This is a genomic window from Rhodopirellula sp. UH5 (assembly GCF_056839225.1).
Window position 1 is genome coordinate 3,572,725 of record NZ_CM166390.1, and the last position, 26,867, is coordinate 3,599,591.

The window sequence follows — 26,867 nt, forward strand, 5'->3', positions numbered from 1 at the left end:
GCCTAGCGAACATTGACAGCCGCTTCCTCAGCGTTCGCGACGTGAACGGCGTTGTCGTTCCATTCGAATTCGGCATCCCACCGGAACCGTTTCGGAAACGGTCACTGGCTTGCCAGCCAGGACTTCATCGATCGCATTGCGGAGGTGGGGCTGAGTCACGTTGCGACCATCGGGACTGTCGTCCATCGCGCCCATGTAAGCGATCTTCCGATCGGCATCCAGCACAAAGAACTGGGGCGTGTACTTGGCGCCGTAATCGCGGGCGATCTGCTGCGATTCGTCGTAGAGGTAAGCGAACGGGAACTGCTTTTCTTTCGCTTTCTCCTTCATCGCCGGCATCGCGTCCTCTTCGATCGTGTTGACATTGACCGCGATCACCGAGACCGATCTCTCAGCGTAATCCTTGGTCAGTGCGATCAAGCGTTCTTCCGCGTCGATCGCGTAAGGGCAACTGTTGCAAGTGAATGCCAGAACCACGACCTTCGAATCGGACCATTGCGTCAGTGATGACTTCTTTCCATCTGTGCTGGGCAACTCGTTCCATTCGGGCGCCGGATCGCCAATGTCCAGCACAGTATTGAACTCTCCCGCAATAGCTTGGTCAGCCAAATGGATCAAGCAACAAGTCGTCAGGAAACCGACCAGAACGCAGCAATTAAATTTCATCGAGACTCTCTCGGACGAGGCGAAGACACCAACCATCAATGAGTTTAGCTGACCCACCTTCACTGGTAGCCAGGTTGGAAGATGGTATCACCGTACATCTGGCGAATCGCATTCGCGACCTGTTTTGCGATCGCCATGCTACCGCGAGCGTTGCTGTGGATACCGTCATCGCTGAGTCGAGAGCCCGGCATCCATCGACCAGGCGGAGCGTAGGGCCCCATCAAGACGATTTCCCGCAACCATGTGTCTGAAACCAACTGGACATCGGTTTCAAAAGCGACCTCTCTTTCCAAGGCCCAGAAAGGATCGAACATGAATCCCCGCGGAATCTCCATCAACACCACCTCTGCATCGTGCAGACGGCATTGCTGGATGATTTGCAAAAGATTTGCCTTGGTCTGATCGCGACTCTTTCCTTGCAAAAAGTCATGACCGCCCAGCTCAACGATCACGAGCTGTGGATCATGAGAAAAGACTCGCTGCATCTGACCGAGCCCTTGCGAGGTGGCGATCCCTGACATTCCGAGGTTGACCACTTTGGCTTCCAGCATTTCGCCAAGCGGATCGGGGAACCCGTGATCGGGCAACATCCCGTCCGTTAAACTGTCTCCCAAACAAACGATTGAGCGAGATGGGTCATAGGTCAAATCACGACCGCAAGTTTGAATTGCCTGCCACTCGCTGTAAAACCAGCCCCACGTCGCGATCAGGACGAGCGATGTACCGAGGGCCAAACGCCGCTGTAACTTTCTGCTCGCACGCATTCGAAAAACAACCACAGCCAGCATCAAGCTCCCAAGTGCTATCGAAGCCGGGGTACGAGGCAGAAACTTCACGAGCAAGACGACAGATGCCGCGACAAGAGGCAAGTAGGCTGGACGCTCACGTTGAACAAGAACGAGATGCCAAATAATCCATCCGCAGATGACGTATGGGAGCAAACTTGGGAATGCCAACAACGACCAGGCAAAGATGCTGGCGATACAAAAGACCTTCAGCATGCCGGCGAGCGACGTCTTTGATCGCTTGCCTATTCTTGGATTCGTGTCGCCGCTCTGAGTCGGGCTATTCAGGTCAGTCAAGATCACACCACACGCAGTTTGTTTCTTTCGCCTCTCGACTCGATTATAACGACAACTACTGGTACCTCGCTGATCCTTGCATTTCCACCATCCCCTGAACCGAAAGGATCGAAGCATGCTCTGGCCTGCCGCTCAAAAAGTCCTTCTCTCACTATTCATCGCCTGTCTTCTATTTCGTGGCGGACCTATTCTGACTGCCAAGGAATCCAAACCGGTTTTTCGGGCTGGAGCTGCCACCAGCAACATCACGCCGCCACTGGGTGAGCTGATTGTCGGGGGATGGAAACCAATCCCAGCCACCAATGTGCATGACGAACTTCACGCTCGCTGCCTGGTGTTGGATGACGGCACGACCAAGCTTGCCATCGTCCTTTGCGACAATGTCGGCATCCCCGTGGAAGTCTTCGATCTCGCCAAGCAACAGGCGTCAGACGCGACCGGATTGCCGGTCTCCAACATGCTGTTGGCATCCACGCACACCCATTCGGCAACCACCGCTCGCGGGGACCTGAAAACCGCCAACGAAACCAAACTGACGGATTACCAAACCTTCGTTGCCCATCGGATCGAGGACGGCATCCGACGAGCGATGGCGAATCTGGAACCGGCCAAGATTGGTTGGGGAAGCGCGGATGAACCGTCCGAAGTCTTCAACCGTCGCTGGTTTGTCACCGACGCCAGCTTGTTGAGCAACCCATTCGGCGGCACCGATCAAGTCCGGATGAATCCACCTCGCGGCAGCTCCAAACTGGATCGCCCCGCGGGTCCGACCGATCCCGAAATCAGCTTCGTCTCAGTGCAGAGCCCTGACGGTCGGCCGATCGCCCTGCTGGCAAATTATTCGCTGCACTACGTCGGCGGCGTTCGATCCGGAGAAGTCTCAGCCGATTACTTCGGCTACTTCGCCAAGTTCATTGCCGAAAAGCTCGATGCAACCGAACAGTCACCACCGTTTGTCGGCATCCTTTCCAATGGCACCAGCGGCGATGTGAACAACATCAACTTCGCTGATAAATCGCCGCGAAAGTACGATCCCTACGAGAAGATGCAGGAGGTTGCGGAGAAGGTCGCCAGCCGCGTCTTCGAAGCCCATCAGCAGATCGATTTCCACGATTGGGTGCCACTCTCCGCCGAGCACACGACGCTGACACTGAAGACCAGACAGCCGACACAGGAGATGATCGCGCACTTTGAACAAATCAAACGTGGCGACGACGACAATCCAAGAAGCGGCCATCGCCGCGAAGAGATCTATGCCGATCGAATCGCGAAAATCTTGGCGGCGCCCAAGGAAGTGGAGATTCAACTGCAGGCTCTGCGCATTGGCGATTTGGGAATCGCCGCGATCCCGTTTGAAACGTTCACCGAAACGGGGTTGGAACTGAAAGACCGCAGCCCCTTCCAAGACACCTTCACAATCGAGCTCGCCAACGGCTCCTTCGGGTACCTGCCGACTCCGCAGCAACATCGTTTGGGCGGCTACGAAACATGGTTGGGGACCAACTACGTCGAGAAGGAAGCAACCACCAAAATCGCCGCAGCGTTGCTGGAGATGTTTCAAAATCAACAAGAGGCCAACTGATGCGTTGGCTTGTTGGTTGGATCATAACGCTGCTTCCGATGTCAACGTTGCTCGGCATCGGAAAGGCAGCCGAACCAACCAAACTGAATTTCATCATCGTCTACTGTGACAACCTCGGTTACGGCGACATCGAGCCCTTCGGATCGACGTTGCATCGAACGCCCAACCTGAACCGCATGGCAAGGGAAGGGCGTACGTTCACTCACTTCTGCGTCACGACTGGCGTCTGCACCCCATCGCGTGCCAGCATCATGACCGGATGCTATGCGCAACGAGTCGGAATGCATTTGAACGATCGCGATGGTCCGGTTCTGCGACCTGTCTCTGCCTATGGCTTGCATCCCGATGAGATCACGATCGCGGAGATCCTCCAGCAACAGAACTACGCCACCGCATTGGTTGGAAAATGGCATCTGGGTGATCAACCGGAATTCCTGCCAACCCGCCAGGGGTTTGATTGGTTCTTTGGAGTGCCTTACTCCGACGACATGACCGAACGAATTTGGCAGCGAGATGGATCACACTGGCCACCTCTGCCTCTCATGGAAAACGAGACCGTCATCGAAGCCCCGTGCAACCGAGACGGATTGACCAAGCGTTACACCGAACGGGCGATGCAGTGGATTGCCGAACACAAGGAGGAACCGTTCTTCCTGTACTTTCCACAAGCGATGCCTGGCAGCACCAAGACACCGTTTTCCAGCGACGCTTTTCGTGGCAAAAGCCAGAACGGTCCCTGGGGCGATTCGGTCGAAGAATTGGATTGGTCGATCGGTCAGATGCTGGACCAGCTCGCTGAACTGGGCATCGCAGAAAACACCTTCGTGATTTGGACCTCCGACAACGGCGCCCCGATCAACCGCGATCCTGATGACTTGAGCCGAGGTTCCAACTTGCCGCTTCACGGTCGCGGGTACACGACCAGCGAAGGTGCCTTTCGTGTTCCCACGATCGTCTGGCAACCCGGCAAAGTGCCCGCCGGAACTCAATGTGACGAACTGGCAACCACGATGGATTTATTGCCCACGTTTGCAAATCTAGCCGACTGCGAACTGCCGTCGGATCGCAAACTCGATGGCCACGACATCGCTCCGCTGCTGTTTGGTGAACCCAACGCCAAGACGCGGTACGAAGCGTTCTACTACTACCATCAAGATCAACTGCAAGCCGTCCGTTCTGGTCCCTGGAAAATGTTCCTGCCGATCGACGCATCCCCCGGACACCCGCACTTCACCGCTTCGCAAAAACCAACAACGCTGTTGTTCAACGTGGTGGATGACATTGCTTGCCAGCACAACGTTGCCAAGACGCGTCCTGAGATCGTTGCTCAACTGACTGCATTGGCCGAACAAGCTCGTCAGGATCTGGGTGACAAAGATCGCCCCGGCCAGGGCCAACGCCCAGTCGGAAAGACCGCGGACGTTTCGCCTCGACGCTTGGAAACGCTGCCGAGCAAATCCGTCCAACCGGGTTCGTGATCTCGAACGATTCGGGTTCCATCTCGTGAGCCGTTTGGGCGTTGGCCCCGGTTGTGCGTGGAAACCGTGGCGAACGCCAAACGGCTCCGGTACTCGATGACACCTGCGTACCGATTTGACTCCCTAGTGGTGCGTCAAAGCCTAATTTTAGGGTAGTGGACGAGGCCACGAGTCCTGAACTGGCGCCAAATCCAAGGACTCGTGGCCTCGTCCACTACGAACAACCCTAACTTTTAACTTTGACAGACCACTAGAGGATCCAGCATGTTTCTCATCCACCTCCATCCACGGGTCGTCCCACTCACCGTTTGGGTGATGGCTGCTCTGTGCTTTCATGCCTGCGTTCCCACTTCGCTGAGAGCCGATTCCAACGACCGTCCGAACATTGTGATGATCCTTGCCGACGACCTCGGCGATGGAGACCTGGGTTGCGATGGCAATGACGGGCGTTATGACGATGCGATTCGCTTGCACTTGGTCAACGAACTGGGATTTCCCGCCGACCGGCCGACGTTGGCGAAGCGACTGTCCTCCGTCGGCTATGAGACCGCATTATTCGGCAAGTGGCATCTTGGGTACGAAGCCAAGTTCTCACCAATGATGCACGGGTACGATGAGGCGTTGTGTTGCATCGGCGGGGCAATGGATTACTACCACGACCTCGACTCCGTCGCCACTTACAACCTGTTCCACAACGGCCGACCTACCGCGTCATGCCCGAGGAGATCGTGCGTTGGAGTGGAACGGGGATTCTGGTGGCCCTCACTAGGACTCTGCTGAAAACAAACGGGTAATCCAACTGGTTGGCAAATTCAGCGGCACTGCCGACTGGAGGGGTTTTGCCGGCTTTCCTGGCGAATTGTTTCCTCCGAGGCGAGAACCGGTCAATCTGCCGCTTCGCCGAACGATGATCCTGGTGCGATGCACGCGTCGCGCGGTAAGTTGGGGCCATGAACACGCCCACCGCCACGACCGCCCAGCCACCTCGCATCATCCGCCAATTGCCGGCCCACTTGGTCAATCAAATCGCCGCTGGCGAGGTGATTGAACGGCCCGCCTCGGTGGTCAAAGAATTGCTCGAAAACAGCATCGATGCTGGCTCGACTCGGATCGAATTGAGCCTCGAGGGGGGCGGCGTCGAGCTGATCCGGATCAGCGACGATGGCTGCGGGATGACGGCGGAGCAATTGCCGCTGGCCGTGACCAGTCACGCGACCAGCAAACTGCCCGACGACGAATCCCTGTTCCACGTCGGCACCCTCGGTTTTCGCGGTGAAGCTCTGGCGTCGATCGCCAGCGTTTCTCAGATGACCATCCGCAGCCGCGCCGAAGGTCAAGACGGCGGCTGCCAAATCGACATTCGCGGCGGCGTGATCGAAACACCGGGACCGTGCGGCTGCCCTGTCGGGACCGTGATCGAAGTCCGAAACCTGTTTTTCAACACACCGGTTCGCCGAAAATTCCTGAAGACCCCGCAAACCGAACGCGGCCACATCGTCGAAGCCTTCACACGCCTGGCGCTCGCCAATCCAAAGGTTCACTTTGTCCTTCGCAACGGCGACAAAGAGATGTTCGACCTGTTGCCGACGACGCGCTGGGCGGATCGGATCGAATCGTTCTTCGGAACTGAAATTTCCGAATCGTTGATCTCGATCGAGAACCAGGACGAAACCGTTCAGATCACCGGTTACGCCTGTGACCCGTCGGTCAGTCGCGGCAACAACCGCATGCAGTACCTGTTTCTCAACGGCCGACACATTCGCGACCGCGCCCTGCAACATGCTCTGGGAGAAGCCTACCGGGGCATGTTGATGGTCGGTCGCCATCCGGTTTGCTTTCTGCGAATGCGAATGCCGGCGGACATGATCGACGTCAACGTGCACCCCGCGAAACTGGAGGTTCGCTTCACCGACAGCGGACGTGTGTACAGCCGGTTGCTGCAAACGCTTCGCCAGCGATTTCTGGCAACCGACATGACCCATCGCGTGGGATCCAATCCTGTCCCCGCCCCGATGAGCGAAGAGGAACAACGCCAGACCGCTCCCGAATCGGTCATGGGCATGCGTCCCAACGAAGTCGACCAGCAGCGTCAGTCCGTGATCGAATGGGCCCGAACCGGCGGGCCTCCTGCGGGACCTTCCGCCAACTCAAACACTCAACTGCTGGGCGGCGCGAGCGGCACCCCCAACTTCCGCCCCTTTGGCGAATCCAATTCACCGGGCCACGCCCCTCCATCCTCGCTGGGCGCGACCGGACATTCCCCGCCGCTCGCTCCCTCGAACACTTGGTCACCGGGCGGTGTCGTCGATTCCCAGCGACCATCGACCGCGGCCGAAGGCATCGAGATGACACCCTGGGATGGGGACGCCTCCACGAATGATTCCGGCCAAGTCGGTGCCCACGAAAACGGCTCCCATGAACACGCAGCCCAGGCATCCGGCGTGCCGACTCCCAGCGTGAGCCACCTCGGGTTCCAAGTGCACCAACGTTATCTCGTCACACAGGACGAGAAAGGCATGGTCGTGATCGACCAACACGCGTTGCACGAACGAGTGCTGTATGAACGTGTCTGCCAAAAAGTGCTGCAGGAGAACGCTTCGTTGGAAGCCCAGCAGTTACTGGTTCCGGAACCCGTGTCGCTGACACCCGCCGAGCGAGCCGCCGCTCTGGAGGCCAAAGACACGCTCCGCCGCATCGGTTTGGAAATCGAAGACTTCGGCGGCGAAACGATTTTGATCCAGTCGTACCCAGCGATGCTGCCGAACAAGCCGCCTGCCGACATGCTGCGAACGGTCTTGGAATCGGTGATGGGTGCTGGCCGAGACCCCAACCCGAAGGATTTGCTGAATCATTTGCTCAGCACCGTCGCTTGCAAAGCCGCCGTGAAAGCGGGCGATCCTCTTTCCCCCGAAGAGATCACCAGCCTGCTGGAGCAGAAGGACTTGTACCAAGAAACGCACCATTGCCCACACGGTCGGCCAACGGCGTTGTTCTTCAGCCGCGATGAACTGGACCGAATGTTTGGTCGACTGGGCCCGCGAGGTCGAGCCTCGGTGTCGCCATGAACTCCACCCCACCTCCCCAAGCGAAACGCTCAACGCCTCACTTGGCGATCACGATGGGAGACGCCGCTGGCATCGGCCCCGAACTCGCCCTGCGGGTCTGGGATTCGCCGGAAGTCCAATCGCTCGGTTTCCCACTGCTGTTTGGCGACGCAGAGATCTACCAGCGTGCCGCCGATCAAATCGGCTGCGATTGTCCGGACGTGATTTCGCTGGCTAATTTCCTGGCCCCGCCAACGCTCGCGACGCCCGGTGATGCACCACAGGGACGAATCGTCGATTGCGGGAAGCTCACCGCGGAAGAACTCGTGGGCTTCACTCCTGGCAAGTTCAGCGCCGCGACCGGGCGAGCCTCCTATCGATCCGTCACTGACGCCATTGATGCGGCGGTCTCGGACCACGTTGATGCCATCGTGACGGGCCCCATTCAAAAGGAAGCCTGGCATCAAGCGGGGATCGATTTCCCCGGCCACACGGAGCTGCTGGCCGATCGAGCGGGCAGGGCAGTGCAAGGCAAACCCGCCGATGTTCGCATGATGTTGGCCAGCGACACGATCGCCTGCGTCTTAGAAACCATTCACATTCCGCTGGCCGATGTGGCCTCGCAACTGAACAGCGAATCGCTGGTTCGCACGATCCACCTCGCCGGCGAAACGGTCCAACGTCGCAACCAACGTCGCGGCAGTTTGTTACCACCTCGCATCGCCGTTTGTGGACTGAACCCGCATGCCGGCGAAAACGGACTGTTCAGCCACCAAGAAGAAGAACGGATCATCCTGCCTGCGATTGAAACTGCCAGGCAATCCGGATGGACCATCGAAGGGCCACTGTCGCCCGACACCGCCTTCACGCCCGCGATGCGAGAGCGAATCGACATTTACGTTTGCATGTATCACGACCAAGGATTGATTCCGTTGAAAGCATTGTCGTTTGACGATGCGGTCAACGTGACCCTGGGACTGCCCATCATTCGAACCAGCGTCGACCACGGGACGGCCATGGACCTGGCTTGGCAAAGCAAAGCCAGCGTCAACAGCATGTTGGCTGCGATCCGCTGGGCGGTTCCGTGACGAAGCCAACGCCTACTTTGGAGAGGCCCGAACAACCCTCGCGATCAGCAGGGGGATGGAGTTGGCTGGCGTTGATGGGCGTGTGTTTTCTGTACGCTGGCGACGCTGCTCCCGGCGTCAACGAAGCTCACTATTTGGTGAAGGCCAAAAACTTCTGGCAACCCGATTGGTGCGTCAACGATCTGTTCGCATCGTCGGGCAAAGCCCACACGACCTACTACTGGCTGTTCGGGTGGCCGACTCAATTCGTCTCGCTCAACGCGACCGCCTGGATCGGGCGAATTGTTGGTTGGTCGATCTTGGCCGCGGGTCTGCTTCGACTGACGCGAGCGATGCAGATGCCACCGATGAGCAGCGTGTGGGTCCTGATCCTTTGGATCCTGGGAATCCAACATGGCAACTTGGCCGGTGAATGGGTCGTGGGTGGGATCGAAGCAAAGGTCCCCGCCTATGGGCTGGTTCTCTTCGGCTTGTCCGAAATCGTCCAGCGTCGATGGTCACGGGGCTGGGTTTGGCTGGGTGCTGCCGCTGGATTTCATGTGCTGACCGGAGGCTGGTCGGTGGTCGCTGCCGCGTTCGCGTTCTGGATCACCGAGCGTGGCCCCAAACGTTGGCGGGTTTCGGAATTGGCGGACGGACCAGCGAGCGAGGATGCCCGATCGGTTCCCAACTTCTTCAGCCGAGGTTTGTTCCTTGGAGGAGCCTTGGCACTGTTCGGGCTGGTGCCCGCTGCGGCGATGTCTTGGGGAGCCACCGAGGCCGAGCAGATTTCCGCGGCCCGGATATACGCCTATTTCCGGATCTCACACCACTTGATGCCCGCGGCGTTCCATTTGGATTGGTATTTCCGCCACGCCGCGCTGACGCTTGCTTGCTTGGCTGGCCTGCTCACCGTTTGGCGGCAAACTCCCCCGCCTGCAACCGACGGTGCTTCCAAGCGAAACTTGGCCCCAACCAACTCCCTCAGCGGCGACATTCAGCGAGCCATTGGTTTCCGCATTTTGGGCTGCTTTGCTGCCGGTGCGATGGGCATCAGCCTGCTTGGCTTGCTGATTGGAACACTTCCGGCGGTGTACCCCGATCAAGCCGCAAAGTGGCTCCGGTTCTACTGGTTTCGGTTGGCTGACGCCTGCACGCCGCTCACCTTGGCATTCCTGGTGGTCCATTTTTGCTTGTCGAAACGAATTTTTTCTGGAAGAGACTCCGCCGACTCCCAAGAGACCGGCCGGCCCACCGTTTGGCTTGCCAGGTTGGGAACCGTGGTTGTGATCGGGATGTTCGCTCAGGCTTGCTGGGAACGCATTCAGACCGGCGTTCCGGTTTCGGTCAGCAATCGGTTGCTGGGGCTGAACGCGGACGCGGGGTACGCCGAGCAGCGTCAAACCATGGAAGACTGGATCGCCGTTTGCCAATTCGTGCGTGCCAGCACACCGGAAGACGCCATTTTGTTGACACCGCGGCACCAACAAACGTTCAAGTGGTACGCGCATCGGGCCGAAGTGGTGAACTGGAAAGACACTCCCCAGGATGCGGTCGCGCTGCGGGAATGGGCCAAACGATTTCTCGAGGTCTACCCAAATCGACTTTCGACCATGCGAGTCACCATTCGGTACGACGAATTGCGGTCCATGCGGGCCCAATACGGATGCGATTGGATTGTGGTGGACCGCCGCGTCGTGGGAGCTGAACTGCCTTTGGTACAGATTTATCCGGCGGCGAATCAGCGGAATTCGACTTACGCCGTGTACGAACTCCCTTGACCAGCCGGCCTTTTGGCTTTTTGCGACGAAATTCGGCCAAGAATTTTGTGGGGAGGCCAATTTTGGCCCAATTCCATCTTGTCGCCCGTTCGCGGATCGGTACACTCTGCCTTCCCCATCGCAAGGCCGGTCGATCGGTTGTCGCATGGGGTGAACTTGAGCTGGCCAACGTAGCTCAGTTGGCAGAGCAGCTGATTTGTAATCAGCCGGTCGTGGGTTCGAATCCCTCCGTTGGCTCTTGCAAAATCGATTCAGCGCCGACGGCGTTTGAACCGAACAACAGACAACCGAAACAGTTTGCCAATCAAGTTCAGGGAACAACACAGAACACGGTGCGAATGCATCGCAACAAGAAATCTTTTGAATCAGAAGCCACAATTTTGATTCAAAAACAAGATTTGGGGGTTTGCCCGAGTGGTTAAAGGGGGCGGACTGTAAATCCGCTGGCTATGCCTACACAGGTTCGAATCCTGTAGCCCCCATGGAAGAAGCTGTTAGCTGCGAGCTATTGGCTGCTAGTTTTCCTGCCCGCCTGCGGGAACATCCGGAAAACTAGCAGCCAGTGGCTCATTGCGAGTGGCTAGAGACGCGGGTGTAGCTCAATGGTAGAGCAGCAGCCTTCCAAGCTGAATACGAGGGTTCGATTCCCTTCACCCGCTTCGCTGCTGTAGCTCAGGGGTAGAGCGCCTCCTTGGTAAGGATGAGGTCATGGGTTCAAATCCCATCAGCAGCTTCAAGTCGCTCAAAGTTGGGCTCCCCTTTGGGAGCTGATTTTGAGTGCAACATCGTTTTTGTTTCGTTTCGATTTTCAAGTAGATCGAATGCGATCAACACGGCCGAATTGCCGGCGAGTAACCGTGGGTGTGAACGCGGTCGACGGCAGCAAGGGTTTTCGAGGAGCGTATCTCCCCGAGAACAGTGGTGCGGATCGCGAATGCAGGTGAACCAGAATGGCTAAGGACAAATTTGAACGTACCAAGCCCCACGTCAACGTAGGTACGATCGGTCACATTGACCATGGTAAAACGACGACCACGGGTGCGATCCTCGCTGTTCAAGCAGCGAAGGGCTTGGCACAAGCGAAGGGTTACTCTGACATCGCCAAGGGCGGTACGGTTCGTGACGCCACGAAGACCGTGACGATCGCAGTTGCCCACGTTGAGTACGAGACTGAAAATCGTCACTACGCTCACATCGACTGCCCCGGCCACGCTGACTTTGTGAAGAACATGATCACCGGTGCCGCCCAGATGGACGGTGCGATCTTGGTTGTGTCGGCCGCTGACGGCCCGATGCCACAAACCAAAGAACACGTGTTGCTCGGTCGCCAGGTTGGCGTTCCTTACATCGTCGTGTACTTGAACAAGTGTGACTTGGTCGATGACGAAGAATTGCTCGAACTCGTCGAACTCGAAGTTCGCGAATTGCTGAGCAAGTACGACTACCCAGGCGACGACGTTCCTGTCGTTCGCGGTAGCTCGCTGCCCGCTTACAACAATCCTGCTGACCCAGAAGCCAGCAAGTGCATCAGCGAATTGATGGATGCACTGGATGCAAACATTCCAGAACCCACCCGTGAAGACGACAAGCCATTCCTGATGGCAATCGAAGACGTCTTCTCGATCGAAGGTCGTGGAACAGTTGCAACCGGACGGATCGAACGCGGTGTTGTGAAAGTCGGCGAAGAAGTCGAAATCATTGGTTTGGGTCCCGACTCGACCAAGACCACCTGCACCGGCGTCGAAATGTTCCGCAAGGAAATGACCGAAGGCCGTTCGGGCGACAACGTCGGTTGCTTGCTTCGTGGTGTCAAACGCGAAGACATCCAACGTGGCCAAGTGCTCGCCAAACCAGGCAGCATCACGCCTCACACCAAGTTCGAAGCAGAAGTTTACTGCTTGAGCAAAGATGAAGGTGGCCGTCACACGCCATTCTTCAGCGGTTATCGTCCCCAGTTCTACTTCCGCACGACTGACGTCACCGGAACGGCCAACTTGGTCGGTGCCGACATGTGCATGCCTGGCGATAACGTCAAGGTTGAAGTCGAACTGCACAAACCCATCGCAATGGATGACGGAGTTCGCTTCGCTATTCGCGAAGGCGGACGCACCGTTGGTTCAGGCGTTGTGACGAAGATCCTCGAATAATCTGCGTTTGCAGAAAGTTGTCTGTAAGCGATAAGCTGGTAGCTGATAGCTAGTAGCTTATCGCTGTTTCAGGGGCGTAGCTCAATTGGCAGAGCACTGGTTTCCAAAACCAGCGGTTGTGAGTTCGACTCTCGCCGCCCCTGCTGTCCAGAATTCTGGTTTGCCCTGACGATCAACAGGATGTGATCGTGGACAAGGTTTGAGCAAACTGGCCCATGACCAATTTGGCTCAACACCAGAATCAATTCACGAAGGAGTCCACGGGTGTCCAAAGATCTAACCCAATCCGGCACGGCCGGCGCCGGAGGCAGTTCGCTGAGCAGCGAATTGTTTCATGCTGGTGTGTACAAAGCCAACCAAGGCCGGATCGTTCGCCAACTGACGGCTCTCGCCGTTTGGGTGATCGTGACGTTGGGTTGCTGGCGTTTGTATTCGTTCCTCCCCGCTGCCATGGGAGATTCGTCTCTCGCTGCTCGGGCAATCCCGGCTGTGTTGCTGGCCGCTGGCCTGTGGTTCGGGTTCCGGGTCGTCAACTGGCCACGGTTCGCCGACTTCCTGATCGCTGTCGAAGCGGAAATGAACAAGGTCACGTGGCCCAGCAAGGATGAGCTGATCCGTGCTTCCGTGGTCGTGATTTTCACCATTTTCTTCCTTGCCATCACATTGTTTTTGTTCGATGTTCTCTGGCAAGCCATCTTTAACTTCATCGGGGTAACATCGTGAGTGATGATGACGTGAAAGACGTCGACTCGCCAGAAACCGAAGTCGCTCCTGCCGCTTCGGAAGCTCCCGCGCCCCCACCTCCGGCCCCCGTTGACCCCAACGCGCCTCCCAAACCAGAAGTGGACGAAGAGTCCCCGATGGATTGGTACATCCTCAAAGTCGCCTTCAACCGCGAAGATTCCATCGCTGAAGCTCTTCGCAAGAAGGTTCGCATGGAAGACATGGGTGAGTACTTTGGCGACATCGTGGTCCCATCCGAAGACGTTGCCACGTTCACCCGTGACGGCAAACGCCGCGTCAGCAAACGCAAACTGCTGCCCGGTTACATCATGGTGTACATGTCGATCAACGACGACACCTGGTTCCTGGTTCGTGAAGTCGGCGGGATCAGCGATTTTACCGGTTCGGCGGGCAAGCCCCAGCCAATGGAACCCGAAGACGTCGAACGTTTCGTCAATCGACCCGAAGTCAGCGACGAAGACGAAACACCGATCAAGACGGCCATTCCGTTCAAGGTTGGCGACCGTGTTCGCGTCAAAGAAGGCAACTTCGAGAACCAAGAAGGCGAAGTCGACGTGGTCGACGAAGCCAACGGCCGCGTGACAGTGATCATCAACATCTTTGGACGCAGCGTCCCGATGGAATTGGATCACTGGCAAGTCGAGCCTTTGTAAAAAGCCTCTAGCTGCTAGCTATTAGCCGCTCGGCTTATTATCTTCATCCATCCCACTTCAAACACCTCCGATTGCGTTGGCCTTTCAGCGAAACGCTGCAACCTCAAGAGCTCACCGCTAATCACTAATCGCTAAAAGCTGTTTACCCATGGCAAAACAAGTCACCGGCCAAGCCAAGTTTCAAGTCCCCGGCGGTCAAGCCACTCCTGCACCTCCTGTCGGTACTTCGCTGGGTAAGTACGGCGTGAACTTGGGACAGTTTGTTCAACAGTTCAACGATCGCACCAAGGAATACAACGGCACGCCGATTCCTGTGATCGTGACGGTCTACAACGATCGCAGCTTTGATTTCATCACCAAGAGCCCACCAGCGGCATCGATGTTGATGCAATCCGCTGGGATCGCCAAAGGCAGCGGCGTCCCCAACAAGGACAAAGTCGCGACGGTCACCCGTGCCCAGTGCGAAGAAATCGCTCAGAAGAAGATGGAAGATCTGAACGCGCGCGACATCGATCAAGCGACTCGCATGATCGAAGGCACCGCTCGCAGCATGGGCATCATCGTCGACGGTTGATCAACGTTGCAGCCACCTGTTGCGGAACTCGTCAAGAGTTTCGATGGAGTGAGCGTCTTCATCGACAGCCCGTTGAAGCTTCGGCCTGCCGCGCGATTCGCCGAAAGTCTTGACGACTTTCGCTACTGCTTTGCTTCGACGAATTTCATCGAGGCACTGTTCAAGCAAAAGCGTTTGCCGGTCGGTGCGGGACCATCGTCAAACAAGTGCCCCAAGTGTGCTTCGCAACGCTTGCAGTGAACTTCCGTTCGCGGGTACAGCATCTTGTAGTCCGTCTGGTAGCCGACCGCATCTTTCGCAATCGGCAAGTAGAAGCTCGGCCACCCCGTTCCTGATTTGAACTTGGTCTTGCTATCGAACAGCGGCTTGTCACAGACGATGCACTGATACTCGCCTTTCTTCTTGTTGTTCCAATAGGCATTTCGGAACGCGGGTTCAGTGGCAGCATTCTGGGTCACGTCGTACTGAATCCGATTCAGACGTTGCCGGAGTTCGTCCTTGGTTGCCGGAACGTACTCTTCCTCAGATGCCTCATCTGGTTCAACCGAGCCTTCCTGGGTGACCTTCAGCGGTGACGACGATCGCCCCAGAGAATCCGATTCGTCGGCCTGCAGAGCCAATCCCCCAAGCAGCAAGCCGCTTGCGCCGATCAGACCGAACACCAGGCGCCGCAGAGGTTTGAATTGCGATGAAAGAGGATGCATTGTCTGGTCTCCAAGATCGAAATGCGTGCCAAAAGATTTCCGAAACACCTCCATTGTAATGAGCCGGCACCTGTTCCGACCGCCAAATCCCTCGGTCAGACCCCCGGCCCCAAGCGAACCGACCCTGCCTGAAAATGCTTCCTGCAGTATCCAAATGGCTGGCTGATGACGCCTTGCGAGCCCCCTCTTCGCATCCGCCGCACAGCCTCTAAATCCCTACCCAGCAATGACTTGAACCTCCCTCCCGGTTCAGAGGTCATGCCGTTTTCTGGTACCGCGTTTCGGCAGATCTTCACATGTCGTTCCTCCCCGGAAGCGCAGTTTGGGGCGGAGGTCGAGCGACGCCATTCAGGCGTACGCGAGGGAGGGGGCCGAGCATGGGAAGCAGCGCGGATTGCCCTCCCCCGGAAATCTCGCTGAACGCTCGCTTTCCGCCCCCTCCCGCTGCACGGGCGGGGTTCATCGCATCGCCCCGGATGGGGCTGGCGTCAGTAGCTCGGGGCGGAAGCCCCGAGACTGTTGACGGCGAGCAGAAGTTCGCCCCGGATGGGGCCGTCGTGGGGATGAGGGGAGCCTTGCTCACGCTTCGGGTTTCCATTTCGGCGGGCTTGGAAGCCCATCGTACGGCGGCGCTCGCATCGGATGGCGTCATTGAGAAAGTTCCATTGACAATTGTCAATTTGAAATGGGTTAGGAGACGTTCGCCCCGATTGCATCTTTCACACTGCTTGGATTTGAAGTGCGATTGGTAGCGAAAGTCGTCAAGACTTTCGACGAACCGTTGTGCAAGTCGAAACTCTTGACGAGTTTCGCTACTGAAAACTTGAGCTGTCGCGGAATAGGAGTTCGCTGTTGGCTAGGTGCGGGTTCGCGTGCCCTCCCCCGGAAATCTCACTGAACGCTCGCTTTCCGACCCCTCCCGCTACGCGGGCGGGGTTCTCAAGACGCTATTGGCACAGCATTTGAAACTGCACGGCCTCTTTCAACGCGAGGGGCTCGCAAGAGGCTACGAACGCAGCACCTATAACGGCATGACCGCGGTAACGGGAGCGGTCGGAGATCGAGCGTTCCGCGAGACACCGACCCGGCATTGCCTGTTCGCATCTCCGTCCACACCACCGCCTTCCGTTCACTCCGCCGCGATGCAACCTGGAGACGCGGGTCACTACAATGCTTGGCTCACGCTCTCCACGCCAAGCCATGACGTTTCCCGATGCCCATCCAGTCACTCGATATCACCTCGCTCGCGATGGACCGCGGGGGGAACAGGGTCGTCGACCAATTCAACTTGTCGCTTTTCCCCGGCGAATACTGCGTCGTCTTGGGGCCCAGCGGCTGTGGAAAGAGCACGCTGCTCCACGGCATCGCTGGTCTCATCGAAACTGCCGAAGGTTCGATCGTGATCGATGGCCAAGACGTGACGCACACGGCGGCTCGCAAACGAGACGTCGGCCTGTTGTTCCAGCATGACACGATGTACCCGCATCTGACCGTTGAACAAACGCTTCAGATCGCGGTCCGGGCCAATCCCAAACGCCGTCTGACGGCGGCCGAAATGGACCAACGAATCCATTCCATCACGGAAACGATGAACCTGGACCCCGCCTGGCTGCCTCGACGCCCGGAGACACTCAGCGGTGGACAACGACGCCGGGTGGCGATTGCCAAAACATTGATTCGCCAGCCTTCCGTCTGCTTGCTGGACGAACCGATGGCAGCGATCGATCGGCTGGCATCCGAGAGGTTGCTGGAACGCTTGGCCGACGTTTCCAAGCAATCCGATTCGACGACGTTTGTGCACGTCACCCACGACGGCGAAGAAGCGATGCGTTTGGCCGACCAGATCGTCGTGATGTCAGGCGGACGCATCCTGCAGATTGGATCTCCGAGTGAGATCTATCAATCACCCAACTCGGCGGAGGTTGCTCTCGCACTCGGGTCGCCGTCCTGCAATTTGCTGGCGATCGATGAAGTGCTCGCAAGTTGCCCAGCACTTGGCGAGGCACTCGCACTGCCGGAGGGTCAGCCGAACGCTGACCACGCGATCATGCTTCGCCCGGAGGCAATTCAACTGGTTGCCCCCGACCTCAACCAAGAGCACGCCTCCACCGTGACCGAATCGGGCCTGTGGCAATTCCCCGTGACCCTCTTGGAACGACGTGATCTGGGCGGCCGCTTTCTCTTTCGACTGCAACCCACCGACTCCGAAAACTCACCACCGCTCTCCGCAACCGTCTTTCAAAACTCGATTTCGGCAGAGGTGGGGACTCGGTGGATTTGCCAAGTCTCCATCTCGGATCTGCGAATCGTCGCTGGGTCGGCCCGGAACTCCCGCTCACACAGCATTTGACTCTGCACTTGCACACTCAGTCCCCGGCACTCCTCAACAGGTCGGCAGGAGTCTTTCGGCATTTGAGCTGTTTTGCTGTTCCCATGTACAATTGGTGCGAATGCCCAAACGGCTCACACCGTTGTGCCCGATCATTCCTGCCGACCTGCTTGAGACCTGTGGCAGGACGGAATCGTAGGTTACGATGTCTCGATGAAATCGAAACGCACCAACAATCGACGCGGCAAGCCCAAGCAACGAAATCTCAAAGGCGGGACGGACGACGGCAAGCCCACCAAGCTGAGAATTATCGGCGGTGACATGCGTGGCCGTCCGGTGACGTATCACGGCGAGGAGTTCACTCGGCCGATGCGTGACAGCGTCCGTGAAAATCTGTTCAACATCCTGGGCCGAGCCTGTCGCGGCACGATCGCGTTTGACTTGTTCGCCGGCACTGGTGTGCTGGGCCTGGAATCGATCAGCCGTGGTTCCACTCGAGCGGTCTTGGTCGAACCGATGCGGAAAGCAATCGCCCAAATTCGCGACACAACCGAGCGACTGGGGATTGAAGACAAAGTCCGCTTGGTGATGGGCGACGCCTTCGCTCTGGCGGATCAATTGTTGCAGCCATCCGGGCCGGAAGACGACACGGCTTGGATCGTCTTCCTCAGCCCTCCGTATCGCATGTGGACCGACCCCGAGTTCTACCCCAAGCTGAAGTCGATCATCGTCCGAGTCCAGCAATACGCCCCTCCCGGCAGCGTCCTGGTCGTTGAGACCGACAACACGTTTGACCTAGAACAACTGCCGCTGGGCGACTGGGACGTCCGGACCTATGGCATCACGCATCTGGCCTTCTTGGAACCCGGCAACGTGTGCGGCTTGGTCACTCCTTTTCCAGTTCCTGAATGAACCGCAGCAACAACGGGTGTGAGGGCTCAGCCATCTGACCGTGGTTGTATCCGTCGAGTTCCATCAACTTGGTATGAGGGTGACCGACGACTTGCATCATCCGCCAAAGGTACGCGTTCTCCTCATAGCGTCCGAGCATTTCCAGTTCGCGGTCGCCGGTGATCAATAGCAACGGCGGAGCGTCCTTGCGAACATGGAACAGCGGTGCCATGTCGTCGACGACCGGCTGACGACCACCGATGCCTTGCTCTTTGCGAACCGTGAAGTGTGTGATGGTGTGGCCGCTGTAAGGGATCAAACCCGCGATCTGATTCGCGTCGATGTCATGCTCTGCGAGCCAACGCTGATCCAATCCAACCATGCTGGTCAAATACCCGCCGGCCGAATGACCGCTGACGTAAATGCGTTTGGGATCACCACCGTATTGCTCGATGTTTTGGAAGACCCAAGCCACGGCGGCCGCGGCGTCTTCCACATACGCAGGTGATTTGACCTTGGGGTGCAAGCGATAGTTCACCGCTGCAACGGCAATTCCCTGATTGAGCAAACCATCGGGAAAGGATTTGTTTCCTCCGGTCAGTCCGCCACCATGAAACCAGACCACCGTTGCGAAACCTTTCTCATCGGTTGGATGAATCAGATCGAGGCGGCAGCGTTCCTGCTGGTAATCCGTCAATCCATCCCCGGTCCGATACAGCACGTCCTGGTGCGTTTGAGTGCCGGGCTTGGTCGTGATTGAATCTTGGGCTGCCACCACGCCGCCCCAAACGAAAAGAATCGCAACCAGTGCGATTCGCGAATCAACAATTCTTTGCACTTCAAAACCTCATGCAGCGGGACAAAGGAACCGCTGCATGATAGTCGATCGAAGGCTCACGAGCGGGTGAAGCTCAGGCCACCGTTCGTGCCGCCACCCACTCGGAAGACAAAACCACCGTTTTGGCTGGGCGTCCAAGTGCCTTCCATTTTCTGCAGGTCTTCCGAGCGAACCAAAGTCAGGCTGCCGCCATCCAATCGATACTGGCCAGAGAATTGGCTGGTGCTTCCCGACTTCGATGCCACCCAGACAAACGATCCGTCGGAATCCAACTTCAGCGACACCGACTGCTCACCGGGCAAGGAAACGTTCCACGATCCAACATGAGGCTGAGCAGGCGAACTGACACTGGAAGCCGAAGTCGCCGTTCCAAACGTCGGAATCTGCGAGGGGGTCGGTGCTGGGGCCGCGGCTTGAGTCGGTGCGGAGGCCTGAGTTGGCGTGACAGCACGTTGGTTGACCGAAGCCAACATAGCGAGTGCGGATGCTTCCGCCGAGGCAGCGGGCTGAGTCGCAGGTGCAGGTTGGACAGCGGGCTGAGCTTGCTGTTGCACAGGTGCCTGCTGCTGCACAGTTGACTGCTGCTGAATGGATGCTGGCTGTTGTGCGAGAGCACTTGGTTGCCTGGCAGGCTGCTGAACGGATGCGGCTTGCTGCTGCACCTGCTGGGCTGGCACCTGCTGACCAGCGAAGTTGCCCTGGGCAGGTTGCTGATTGAATGGTTGTTGGACAGGCTGTTGCGGTGCAAAGGATTGACCGGAGACGGTCTGACCAGCAATCGGTTGGTTCGAGAACGACTGCGAAGCAACGGGCGAAGGCTGAACGTTGACAGGAGCATTGTGATAAACCGGAGCTTGCCGGTAAGTCGGTTGAATCGAACGGTAGGAAGGTGTCGGGGCGGAGTAGCGATTCGATGTGCGAGCCGAGTGGATCTGCGCCACAACCCGCGAAACTCCGCTGCGACGGGCCCCACCACAGGCTTGGGCTTCGAGGGCTGGCCCTGCCACGGTGCTGATCACGGAAGCGGCCAAGATCCATTTTTGAGCTTGAATTTTCATCGTTCTGTCTCCGGTCTTTGGAAAGTTTGGATTTGCGTCGCGGCGATGTCTTCGCCTTACAAACTGCCAAGCGGCAGACCTCAGGATGCGTTACAGAGAAACTTCGAGTTTTTCGAATGACGTCGGATTCACTTGGCCAACCACGATGCGAGTGTCTGGGTCGACGTCTCGGTCTTGGTTTCTTCCGGCGTCTTGGATTCCAGTTGTTTGCTCATCGCTCCGGCAATCCGGGCGACATAGTCGATCGAGGCCGCCACGGCTTCGTCCGGAGCGGTCGCATCCAATTTCGCGACATAGAGGATCAGAAACTCGTCGGCCCCGTTCTTTTCCACGACCCAACCGCCAATTTTCGTGGCAGAGTTTTGACGCATCAGTCGCATCATCAGCTCCGCGGAGGGCTGTTCACCGCTGACCGAAACCAACGACCAGATCTTTCGCACGTCGGCACGCTGGAAGTATTCGGTGTCCTTGGCGACGAAGACGGACTGCGTGGAACCCGATGAGAGCTTCTGCTTGACCTCGTAGTGGCCGGTGGAGTGCAACTCAAACGCCACCTCGGCGTTCTTCAGGACGACGCGGCTGCCCAAAGGAGCTGATTTCCAAGGGCTTTTGACGAAAGCCTTGATCTCCTGAACGTCCACGCAGTAGCTGACCAAATTCTGGGAGGGTGAAAACGACTGAGCAATCGCGATCAACTCGCCGGCTTGGTTGACGACCGGCCCGCCGCTGTCGCCGGGTTTGATTGGCGTCTGGGTTTCGACGACGCGAAAATCGTGCTCACCATGGTCCGATTTGAATTTCTTTTGGTAGACCGACCGGACGGTTCCGCTCGTGTAGACCCACAGGACATCGGAACCACCTGGGTTGCCAATCAAATCCACCGATTCGCCGGTTGTGACGCTCGCTTCAGCCAACGTGATCGCTTCGGCACGCTCGGGCACCTCAGCCAACTCGATCAGGGCCAAGTCACGCTTGCGATCGACGGCGACGATCCGGCCGGGCTGAGCCAATTTCAGGACCGAATCCAGGTATTGCTTGCGTTTGACCATGGTTTCGCCGTTCTTCTTCTCAGGGAAGAAAACCACCGCGGTGCGACTGTCACCGACCACGTGAGCGTTGGTCAGAACCAATTTTTTGTCGGCGTCGATGAAGACGCCCGTTCCGGTCGAGGTTTGGTCTTCCCCGTTGGCGGTGATGATCCAAACGGTCGATGGCAGGGCTTTTTGGTAGGTTTCGCCGCCCGCCATGGCGCTCGTGGATTGCAGTGAGATGACCAGCACGAGGGCAGGGCAGAGCAGTGACATCCAACGGTGAAAGGCAATTCGAAGCATTCGAGTCAGGCGGCAGCGGAACATTGGAATCACCCCATCAAATCAGGTGTGTGCGGAACAGGGAACAAGAGACCCAGCGGATTCTGTCGCCGGGTGTTACCGAAAATCATTTTTGACGCTTGAAATTCACTTGGACGGCTCCAATTTCCAGTTCGAACTGGTCGGCATCGCTCCAGGTCAGTGGAAAGACCAACGGTGCCCCCGTATCGGCTTGCAGCGAGAACTGGCCTTCTTTCAGGGAGTATTTCCCGGACGACACCGTCGACTTGGAATCTTTGACGTGCACCAACTGAAACGGCCCCGAACCATCCGAAGTCGCCTTCAACCCCATGGCGTAGGCCTCGCCGGAAACTGGAGTCGCCAGCCATTGCCCGACCAGAGAGAACTCAGCGGCTGCCGTCTTCACCGGGCTTTCCGATGCTTCCGCTTGAAATTGCGACCAGGCAGGTGATTTTTCCACCGCGAATTGGCTGAGCGATTGCAGCTTGGCCCGCAGCGACTCGGTGGTCAGCCCCACAGCGGACAGCGTTGAACGCAGCACCAACTGCCCCGGTTTGCCAGCCTCCGCCGATTCGCGGTTGACACCAAAGAAGGTTGCCGGGGTCGCTTGCCCGACTTCCATCAGCGACAGCCAGATCGCTCGTTCGCCTTCGACAGGCGTTTCGCCAAGTGTGACCAAAGCCATTTCGAAGACCACCTGCGGCGATTCGCCTTGGATGGTCATGCGAGTCGAAAGACTCCACTTGTCCGATTGGCTGACCAACCGAATCGCTCCCAATTCACGAACGGCATCTTCATCGATCGCTTTCGCGAGCGGGAAGAGTTCGTCCAGGTCCTCGATCGCGTCGACTTTCGCAGCTTCGGCCTGGATCGTGAGCGTGGGCTTTTCGGACGCGGTGGTCAATTTCGAAGACGCGGTGGTGAAAACCGAGTCGATCGCAACCTTTGAGAACAGTTCATCATCCGTCAAACCGCGGGCGGCGGGCAGAACAACGAACAACAGAGCCAGACAGAGACTGTGGTGTGTGAGACGCATGGGTTCGCTCGTTTTAAAAAGGGAAAAGGATCACGCACGCGTGTGGGCGATGCTTTCCAAGCGAAACCTCGGGCGAGTTGTTACCGATTGGAGTTTCAAAAACAAATTCGTTTTTTCCAGTAACAACTTCGGCCCTCGACCGCTTAGCCGTTCAGTCACAAGACGAACGACAGCGAACCGACGCGGCAAACTCGCTGGCGACTTTCTTCACCGCCGCAAAACAAACTTCCTGACTGGAAACAGAACGATGTCCACACGAACCCTGATCACCGCTGCTTTGGCCCTGACCTTCTGCTTGGCTGGCACCGCCGTCCAAGCCGACGACAACCTGCTCGCTCGCTTGGCCGCCGCCGAGAGCAACAACACAACCGACATGGAAACCGCCGACGCAGCCTCGGCGGACGACATGCAACTCGGATTGGCAGACGTCGAATCGCTGCTCAACGATGGCGAAGAGGGAGTGGATTCGGAAGAAGCGGTCGCTGCCTGCTATCGCCGCTTCCGTGGCAGCTACGGCCACCGCAGCTATGGTCACCGTGGCTACGGCTACCACAACCACTACAGCTCGTACTACAGCCCTTACAGCTACGCCTCTTACAGCTATGCCCCAGTCGTGCACTACAAACCTGTTGTGCACCACTACTACACCCCCGTCTACACCAGCTACTGGGGATGCTGGTGAACCATTTCACCTGGTGATTGTCTCGCCACACCGGATCACCACCAACGCACGGCATGCCCGGCACATCCCACCAGTGGATTGCCGGGCTTTTTCATGAATCATTTAAAACGTCTCCAAGGCACAATCCCATGTATCGCACAACCTTTTCCGTGAAGGCACTCAACACGGCCATCCTGTTCATCGCATTCGTGACCATCGGCATCGTCGCGTGCCAAGGCCAAGGCTTCCTCGTTCCAGATGACGAAATTGGCGACTTGGAAATCGTCGAAGTCAAACAACTCCCGGTCATCGATCCTTCCTGCGGCCCCCGTTTCGGAATCGTGATCGCCAACCAGAGCAACCGCTGCGTCGAGAACTTTCACGTCACCGCCATCGGATCGCTTGGCCACGCGATGCCACATTCACCACGCGTCACCGTGATCGCCAAACACATTCCCGCCAACGGAGCTCTGCAGGTGGAAGTCGCACTGCCCATCGAGACACTTGCCATGGGCAACCGCGGTGGGCTGATCATTGGGCTGCAACACCTGACCGTGCACATCGACAGCTGGGACGAATTCTTCGAATGCGACGAATTCAACAATCGCAAATGCTTCCCATTGGATTCCTTGCCAATCGAAACCATCGAGGCTGTGGCGGTCGAAACAACGATGGAAATCGCTCCCGCAGCAGCAACCCTCGAAACGACCGTGCAACCCAACGCTGGAATTCCGGCGAATGTTGCACCGCAGGCTGGCGAAATTGGTCCCCCCGCACCCGCCAACGCCGCCGTGAATCCCCAAGACCCACTGCGTTCGGCCATCGAACAAATCACACCCAACGCGAACATCCTTTCGCAGTGAATTGTTTCAACCGAACCTCCCTCGAGCCAACGGTCAGGCCTCAACGCGGCGTGGCCGTTGTTTCGTTGGACAACACCTCCGCCAGCACGGCCCAAGTCCGAACGATGATCCGGTAACTGGCAAACGCACCAAGCAGCCCAATCATGCCCGCGATGATTGCGATCAACAGATACTCCTTCGCTTGACCTTCCCCAAACGCGATCAAGGCCGCTCCCATCAACGGGATGACCGCCGCGATCAACAAAAAGGATTCGCTATCACCGATCATCTGTTGAGCATGACGTTCGAAGTTGGGATCCCGCATCGTCGGTCGAATCATCCTCGGGTAGTGCACACAGGTGGCGACCACGTTCAACGCAAACAGCGGGTACGCCATCGCCACGCCACCACAAATCATCAGAGACGCAAAGAAGTGAATGGCCTGCCCATCCGTGAACTCGTCGAACCTGGCTTTCAACAACAGGGGGTAAACAATGCCAGCGATCAACCAACAGGTGCCTCCAATCGATGCGGCTCGATACCCCAACCGCAACATGGAATTGAGTTCGTCTTCGCCGACAGAATCACCTTGCTGCGATGCCTTCAACGCTCTCGCGGACGCGCGCGTGTAAACGACGATCAATCCCACCCCCAACGGAAACGCAACTGAATTGACCCAAATGGCAAACTCATCCAGGCTCGGCCGCATTCCCTCCGGCATGATCTCGCTGTGATTGTAAAAGTAATTGATGAATCCGGCCGCAATGTTGGGCAGCAAGATCGAAACCACGGAAAGCCACCACGGAGAAATCCTTCCCAACACGTGCGTCCACGAGCCCGCCTTGGGATCAAACAAACGAGCGGCTTCCGGATGCATTGCCAATCGCAGGCTACCGCCCATCGCCGTGCCGTTTTCAGGACGCCCCGCGGGATCCACCGACAACGCGGATCGCAACACGCTTTCCAAGACGCGTTCCGACGGTGTGTCCAATCGCTCGGGAATCAAAAACTCTCGCTGGCGGGCGGCGTGCTGTTCTTCCAACAACTCCGTCCAGGACGGCGTCCCGCCAGAACAATCAAAGGGTCGTTTGCCTTGCCACAATTCCCACAACAACACCGCCAACGAATACAAATCCGCCGCCTCACCCACGTCTTCAGGAATCCCCTTTCGCGTGATGCTCATCGCATCAAGATGCTCGGGAGCCATGTAACCGACCGAACCACCCAGCGAGGAGGCGGCTCCGGCACGACCGGAGGTCCCAGCCATCGACACATTGAAATCAGCGAGCTGTGGCAAACCTTCCGCGGTCAACAAAACGTTCGCCGGTTTGACATCGCGATGCAGGACACCGGCTTCATGCGCCGTGTGCAACGAGTCAGCCAACTGCAAACCAACCCAGGCGACCACCTTGGACCATTCGCAACCCGACAACCACGTCCGCGTGGTCGAACGATCCGGCACCACCTGTGCCGATTCGAGCAACGCCTGATCCACCGACTGCAGATAAACGTCGCCATCGCGGTTGACCAGCGGAACCGAGCGAGCCAAACGGACAACTTCCGACAACGTGCCGCCGGGATGGAACTGCATGTAGAGCAAGTACAACTCGGACAAGTTGCCATGCGCTTCGTCATCACGGACCGCCACCTGCCGCTGATCAAAGACTCGCACGATGTTGGGATGATCGAACTGCGCGAGTGCTTGAGGCTCGTCCCCCGTGTCGTTGGCAACTTTCAAAGCGACCAATCGCGACATCGAATTCTGGCGAGCCAGGTACACATGAGCGAACGCACCCTCTCCCAGTTTCTGAATGATCTCAAAATCATCCACCACCGCTCCCACCTTCAATTCCGTCGGCGGCCCACGGCGAGGCGTTTTCGCAATCGACGCGTGCTGCTCCGGCGACGAATCAAACAGCGGTTTCAACACCCGCTCCAAATGCGGGAACCGATCTTGGTAGTCCTCGTGCTCTGGGGTTTGCCCACATTCGCGGCGGAGCTGAATCTCTTCCATCACCAAGTCAAATGGCGCTGACTCCGCTGTGAACCATTCGGGAAACGCCTCAAAGTAGTCGTCCAGCCATCGCGGGCATTCGTTCTGAACAGCGATCGCCATGCTCATCTTCACCATTTCCACCAAGACGAAACGGCCCGATCGATCGCCCGCCTCGGCATCGCTCTGAACGCGTTCCGGGAGCAACTCCCAAACTCGCTGGGGAGTCCCACCGTCATCGTGTTCCGCCAAGCGTTCCAAGCACTCCAGCAGGATTTCATCCAAATCCAGCGTGGAATCCTCCGCGGTCGTTGAGGCACGGCGTTTGGAAGACAGTCGAGACGTCATGACGCGGAAGGGGTGTTT

22 protein-coding genes and 5 tRNA genes are annotated in these 26,867 nt (G+C 57.6%); 19 read left to right on the plus strand and 8 right to left on the minus strand.

Going from position 1 to position 26,867, the window contains the following annotated elements; genetic code table 11:
- Positions 1-27: 27 nt before the first annotated feature.
- Entirely contained in the window at positions 28-666 is a 639-nt protein-coding gene (locus tag UH5x_RS12730; protein ID WP_482635852.1) for a thioredoxin family protein, read from the minus strand.
- Between the two features lie 59 nt (positions 667-725).
- A complete protein-coding gene (locus tag UH5x_RS12735) occupies positions 726-1,754 on the minus strand; it encodes a GDSL-type esterase/lipase family protein (protein WP_482635853.1) in 1,029 nt (342 codons plus the stop codon).
- 109 nt (positions 1,755-1,863) lie between these two features.
- On the opposite strand from UH5x_RS12735, the gene UH5x_RS12740 reads away from it, so the two are divergent.
- The 15 genes from UH5x_RS12740 (at position 1,864) to rplK (ending at position 14,818) form a co-directional block, all read left to right on the plus strand.
- The gene (locus tag UH5x_RS12740; RefSeq protein WP_482635854.1) at positions 1,864-3,330 is read left to right on the plus strand and encodes a neutral/alkaline non-lysosomal ceramidase N-terminal domain-containing protein; all 1,467 of its coding nucleotides are present in this window, start codon (positions 1,864-1,866) and stop codon (positions 3,328-3,330) included.
- Between the two features lie 38 nt (positions 3,331-3,368).
- Positions 3,369-4,808, plus strand: a complete 1,440-nt coding sequence (locus tag UH5x_RS12745; protein WP_482635855.1) for a sulfatase family protein — start codon at positions 3,369-3,371, stop codon at positions 4,806-4,808.
- Between the two features lie 264 nt (positions 4,809-5,072).
- On the plus strand, positions 5,073-5,588 hold the full coding sequence (locus tag UH5x_RS12750) for a hypothetical protein (protein WP_482635856.1): 516 nt from the start codon (positions 5,073-5,075) through the stop codon (positions 5,586-5,588).
- A 170-nt stretch (positions 5,589-5,758) separates the two neighbouring features.
- A complete protein-coding gene (mutL, locus tag UH5x_RS12755; protein ID WP_482635857.1) occupies positions 5,759-7,873 on the plus strand; it encodes a DNA mismatch repair endonuclease MutL in 2,115 nt (704 codons plus the stop codon).
- The gene (pdxA, locus tag UH5x_RS12760) at positions 7,870-8,940 is read left to right on the plus strand and encodes a 4-hydroxythreonine-4-phosphate dehydrogenase PdxA (RefSeq protein WP_482635858.1); all 1,071 of its coding nucleotides are present in this window, start codon (positions 7,870-7,872) and stop codon (positions 8,938-8,940) included. The genes mutL and pdxA overlap by 4 nt, the downstream gene beginning before the upstream one ends.
- The gene (locus UH5x_RS12765) at positions 8,925-10,700 is read left to right on the plus strand and encodes a DUF6798 domain-containing protein (protein ID WP_482635978.1); all 1,776 of its coding nucleotides are present in this window, start codon (positions 8,925-8,927) and stop codon (positions 10,698-10,700) included. The genes pdxA and UH5x_RS12765 overlap by 16 nt, the downstream gene beginning before the upstream one ends.
- Positions 10,701-10,864: 164 nt before the next feature.
- Positions 10,865-10,937, plus strand: a tRNA-Thr gene (locus tag UH5x_RS12770).
- A 163-nt stretch (positions 10,938-11,100) separates the two neighbouring features.
- Positions 11,101-11,182: transfer RNA gene (locus tag UH5x_RS12775), tRNA-Tyr, on the plus strand.
- 106 nt (positions 11,183-11,288) lie between these two features.
- Positions 11,289-11,359, plus strand: a tRNA-Gly gene (locus UH5x_RS12780).
- Positions 11,360-11,361: 2 nt separating this feature from the next.
- A tRNA-Thr gene (locus UH5x_RS12785) sits at positions 11,362-11,433 on the plus strand.
- Positions 11,434-11,650: 217 nt separating this feature from the next.
- Positions 11,651-12,847, plus strand: a complete 1,197-nt coding sequence (gene tuf, locus UH5x_RS12790; RefSeq protein WP_047812375.1) for an elongation factor Tu — start codon at positions 11,651-11,653, stop codon at positions 12,845-12,847.
- A gap of 70 nt (positions 12,848-12,917) precedes the next feature.
- Positions 12,918-12,990 (plus strand) — tRNA-Trp (locus UH5x_RS12795).
- A 121-nt stretch (positions 12,991-13,111) separates the two neighbouring features.
- Complete coding sequence (secE, locus tag UH5x_RS12800; RefSeq protein WP_047812374.1) at positions 13,112-13,570, plus strand: preprotein translocase subunit SecE; 459 nt, start codon at positions 13,112-13,114, stop codon at positions 13,568-13,570.
- Complete coding sequence (nusG, locus tag UH5x_RS12805) at positions 13,567-14,244, plus strand: transcription termination/antitermination protein NusG (RefSeq protein WP_047812373.1); 678 nt, start codon at positions 13,567-13,569, stop codon at positions 14,242-14,244. Before secE ends, nusG begins: the two co-directional genes overlap by 4 nt.
- 148 nt (positions 14,245-14,392) lie before the next feature.
- A complete protein-coding gene (rplK, locus tag UH5x_RS12810; RefSeq protein ID WP_007324993.1) occupies positions 14,393-14,818 on the plus strand; it encodes a 50S ribosomal protein L11 in 426 nt (141 codons plus the stop codon).
- A 122-nt stretch (positions 14,819-14,940) separates the two neighbouring features.
- On the opposite strand, the gene msrB is transcribed toward rplK, so the two are convergent.
- The gene (gene msrB / locus UH5x_RS12815; RefSeq protein WP_482635859.1) at positions 14,941-15,522 is read right to left on the minus strand and encodes a peptide-methionine (R)-S-oxide reductase MsrB; all 582 of its coding nucleotides are present in this window, start codon (positions 15,520-15,522) and stop codon (positions 14,941-14,943) included.
- A gap of 1,213 nt (positions 15,523-16,735) precedes the next feature.
- Between msrB and UH5x_RS12820 the strand changes: the two genes are divergently transcribed.
- Both UH5x_RS12820 and UH5x_RS12825 read left to right on the plus strand, forming a co-directional pair.
- Positions 16,736-17,872 (plus strand): ABC transporter ATP-binding protein, encoded by a 1,137-nt coding sequence (locus UH5x_RS12820; RefSeq protein ID WP_482635860.1) that lies wholly within the window; start codon positions 16,736-16,738, stop codon positions 17,870-17,872.
- Positions 17,873-18,064: 192 nt separating this feature from the next.
- Positions 18,065-18,763: an RsmD family RNA methyltransferase gene (locus tag UH5x_RS12825; protein ID WP_047812370.1), complete on the plus strand. Its 699-nt coding sequence runs from the start codon at positions 18,065-18,067 to the stop codon at positions 18,761-18,763.
- Here UH5x_RS12825 and UH5x_RS12830 read toward each other — a convergent pair.
- The 4 genes from UH5x_RS12830 to UH5x_RS12845 all read right to left on the minus strand — a co-directional run bounded on the left by UH5x_RS12830 (position 18,738) and on the right by UH5x_RS12845 (position 23,005).
- The gene (locus UH5x_RS12830) at positions 18,738-19,580 is read right to left on the minus strand and encodes an alpha/beta hydrolase (RefSeq protein ID WP_482635861.1); all 843 of its coding nucleotides are present in this window, start codon (positions 19,578-19,580) and stop codon (positions 18,738-18,740) included. The genes UH5x_RS12825 and UH5x_RS12830 overlap by 26 nt on opposite strands.
- A gap of 56 nt (positions 19,581-19,636) precedes the next feature.
- Positions 19,637-20,638 carry a hypothetical protein gene (locus UH5x_RS12835; RefSeq protein WP_482635862.1) on the minus strand — a complete coding sequence of 334 codons (1,002 nt, stop codon included), beginning with the start codon at positions 20,636-20,638 and terminating at the stop codon, positions 19,637-19,639.
- Between the two features lie 128 nt (positions 20,639-20,766).
- Positions 20,767-21,993: a S1 family peptidase gene (locus UH5x_RS12840; RefSeq protein ID WP_047812367.1), complete on the minus strand. Its 1,227-nt coding sequence runs from the start codon at positions 21,991-21,993 to the stop codon at positions 20,767-20,769.
- 82 nt (positions 21,994-22,075) lie between these two features.
- Positions 22,076-23,005 carry a hypothetical protein gene (locus UH5x_RS12845; RefSeq protein WP_482635863.1) on the minus strand — a complete coding sequence of 310 codons (930 nt, stop codon included), beginning with the start codon at positions 23,003-23,005 and terminating at the stop codon, positions 22,076-22,078.
- A gap of 247 nt (positions 23,006-23,252) precedes the next feature.
- Here UH5x_RS12845 and UH5x_RS12850 point away from each other — a divergent pair, with 247 nt between their 5' ends.
- Positions 23,253-23,687: a hypothetical protein gene (locus UH5x_RS12850; RefSeq protein WP_047812366.1), complete on the plus strand. Its 435-nt coding sequence runs from the start codon at positions 23,253-23,255 to the stop codon at positions 23,685-23,687.
- A 128-nt stretch (positions 23,688-23,815) separates the two neighbouring features.
- Positions 23,816-24,529 (plus strand): hypothetical protein, encoded by a 714-nt coding sequence (locus UH5x_RS12855; RefSeq protein WP_482635864.1) that lies wholly within the window; start codon positions 23,816-23,818, stop codon positions 24,527-24,529.
- Between the two features lie 40 nt (positions 24,530-24,569).
- On the opposite strand, the gene UH5x_RS12860 is transcribed toward UH5x_RS12855, so the two are convergent.
- Entirely contained in the window at positions 24,570-26,849 is a 2,280-nt protein-coding gene (locus UH5x_RS12860) for a serine/threonine protein kinase (RefSeq protein WP_482635865.1), read from the minus strand.
- Between the last annotated feature and the right edge of the window lie 18 nt (positions 26,850-26,867).

What these genes read in the sequence shown, in the direction of transcription:
- UH5x_RS12730 (WP_482635852.1), bottom strand. Translation starts at nt 666, where the DNA reads ATGAAATTTAATTGCTGCGTTCTGGTCGGTTTCCTGACGACTTGTTGC.
- UH5x_RS12740 (WP_482635854.1), top strand. Translation starts at nt 1,864, where the DNA reads ATGCTCTGGCCTGCCGCTCAAAAAGTCCTTCTCTCACTATTCATCGCC.
- UH5x_RS12745 (WP_482635855.1), top strand. Translation starts at nt 3,369, where the DNA reads ATGTCAACGTTGCTCGGCATCGGAAAGGCAGCCGAACCAACCAAACTG.
- UH5x_RS12750 (WP_482635856.1), top strand. Translation starts at nt 5,073, where the DNA reads ATGTTTCTCATCCACCTCCATCCACGGGTCGTCCCACTCACCGTTTGG.
- mutL (WP_482635857.1), top strand. Translation starts at nt 5,759, where the DNA reads ATGAACACGCCCACCGCCACGACCGCCCAGCCACCTCGCATCATCCGC.
- pdxA (WP_482635858.1), top strand. Translation starts at nt 7,870, where the DNA reads ATGAACTCCACCCCACCTCCCCAAGCGAAACGCTCAACGCCTCACTTG.
- tuf (WP_047812375.1), top strand. Translation starts at nt 11,651, where the DNA reads ATGGCTAAGGACAAATTTGAACGTACCAAGCCCCACGTCAACGTAGGT.
- rplK (WP_007324993.1), top strand. Translation starts at nt 14,393, where the DNA reads ATGGCAAAACAAGTCACCGGCCAAGCCAAGTTTCAAGTCCCCGGCGGT.
- msrB (WP_482635859.1), bottom strand. Translation starts at nt 15,522, where the DNA reads ATGCATCCTCTTTCATCGCAATTCAAACCTCTGCGGCGCCTGGTGTTC.
- UH5x_RS12820 (WP_482635860.1), top strand. Translation starts at nt 16,736, where the DNA reads ATGCCCATCCAGTCACTCGATATCACCTCGCTCGCGATGGACCGCGGG.
- UH5x_RS12825 (WP_047812370.1), top strand. Translation starts at nt 18,065, where the DNA reads ATGAAATCGAAACGCACCAACAATCGACGCGGCAAGCCCAAGCAACGA.
- UH5x_RS12835 (WP_482635862.1), bottom strand. Translation starts at nt 20,638, where the DNA reads ATGAAAATTCAAGCTCAAAAATGGATCTTGGCCGCTTCCGTGATCAGC.
- UH5x_RS12840 (WP_047812367.1), bottom strand. Translation starts at nt 21,993, where the DNA reads ATGTTCCGCTGCCGCCTGACTCGAATGCTTCGAATTGCCTTTCACCGT.
- UH5x_RS12845 (WP_482635863.1), bottom strand. Translation starts at nt 23,005, where the DNA reads ATGCGTCTCACACACCACAGTCTCTGTCTGGCTCTGTTGTTCGTTGTT.
- UH5x_RS12850 (WP_047812366.1), top strand. Translation starts at nt 23,253, where the DNA reads ATGTCCACACGAACCCTGATCACCGCTGCTTTGGCCCTGACCTTCTGC.
- UH5x_RS12855 (WP_482635864.1), top strand. Translation starts at nt 23,816, where the DNA reads ATGTATCGCACAACCTTTTCCGTGAAGGCACTCAACACGGCCATCCTG.
- UH5x_RS12860 (WP_482635865.1), bottom strand. Translation starts at nt 26,849, where the DNA reads ATGACGTCTCGACTGTCTTCCAAACGCCGTGCCTCAACGACCGCGGAG.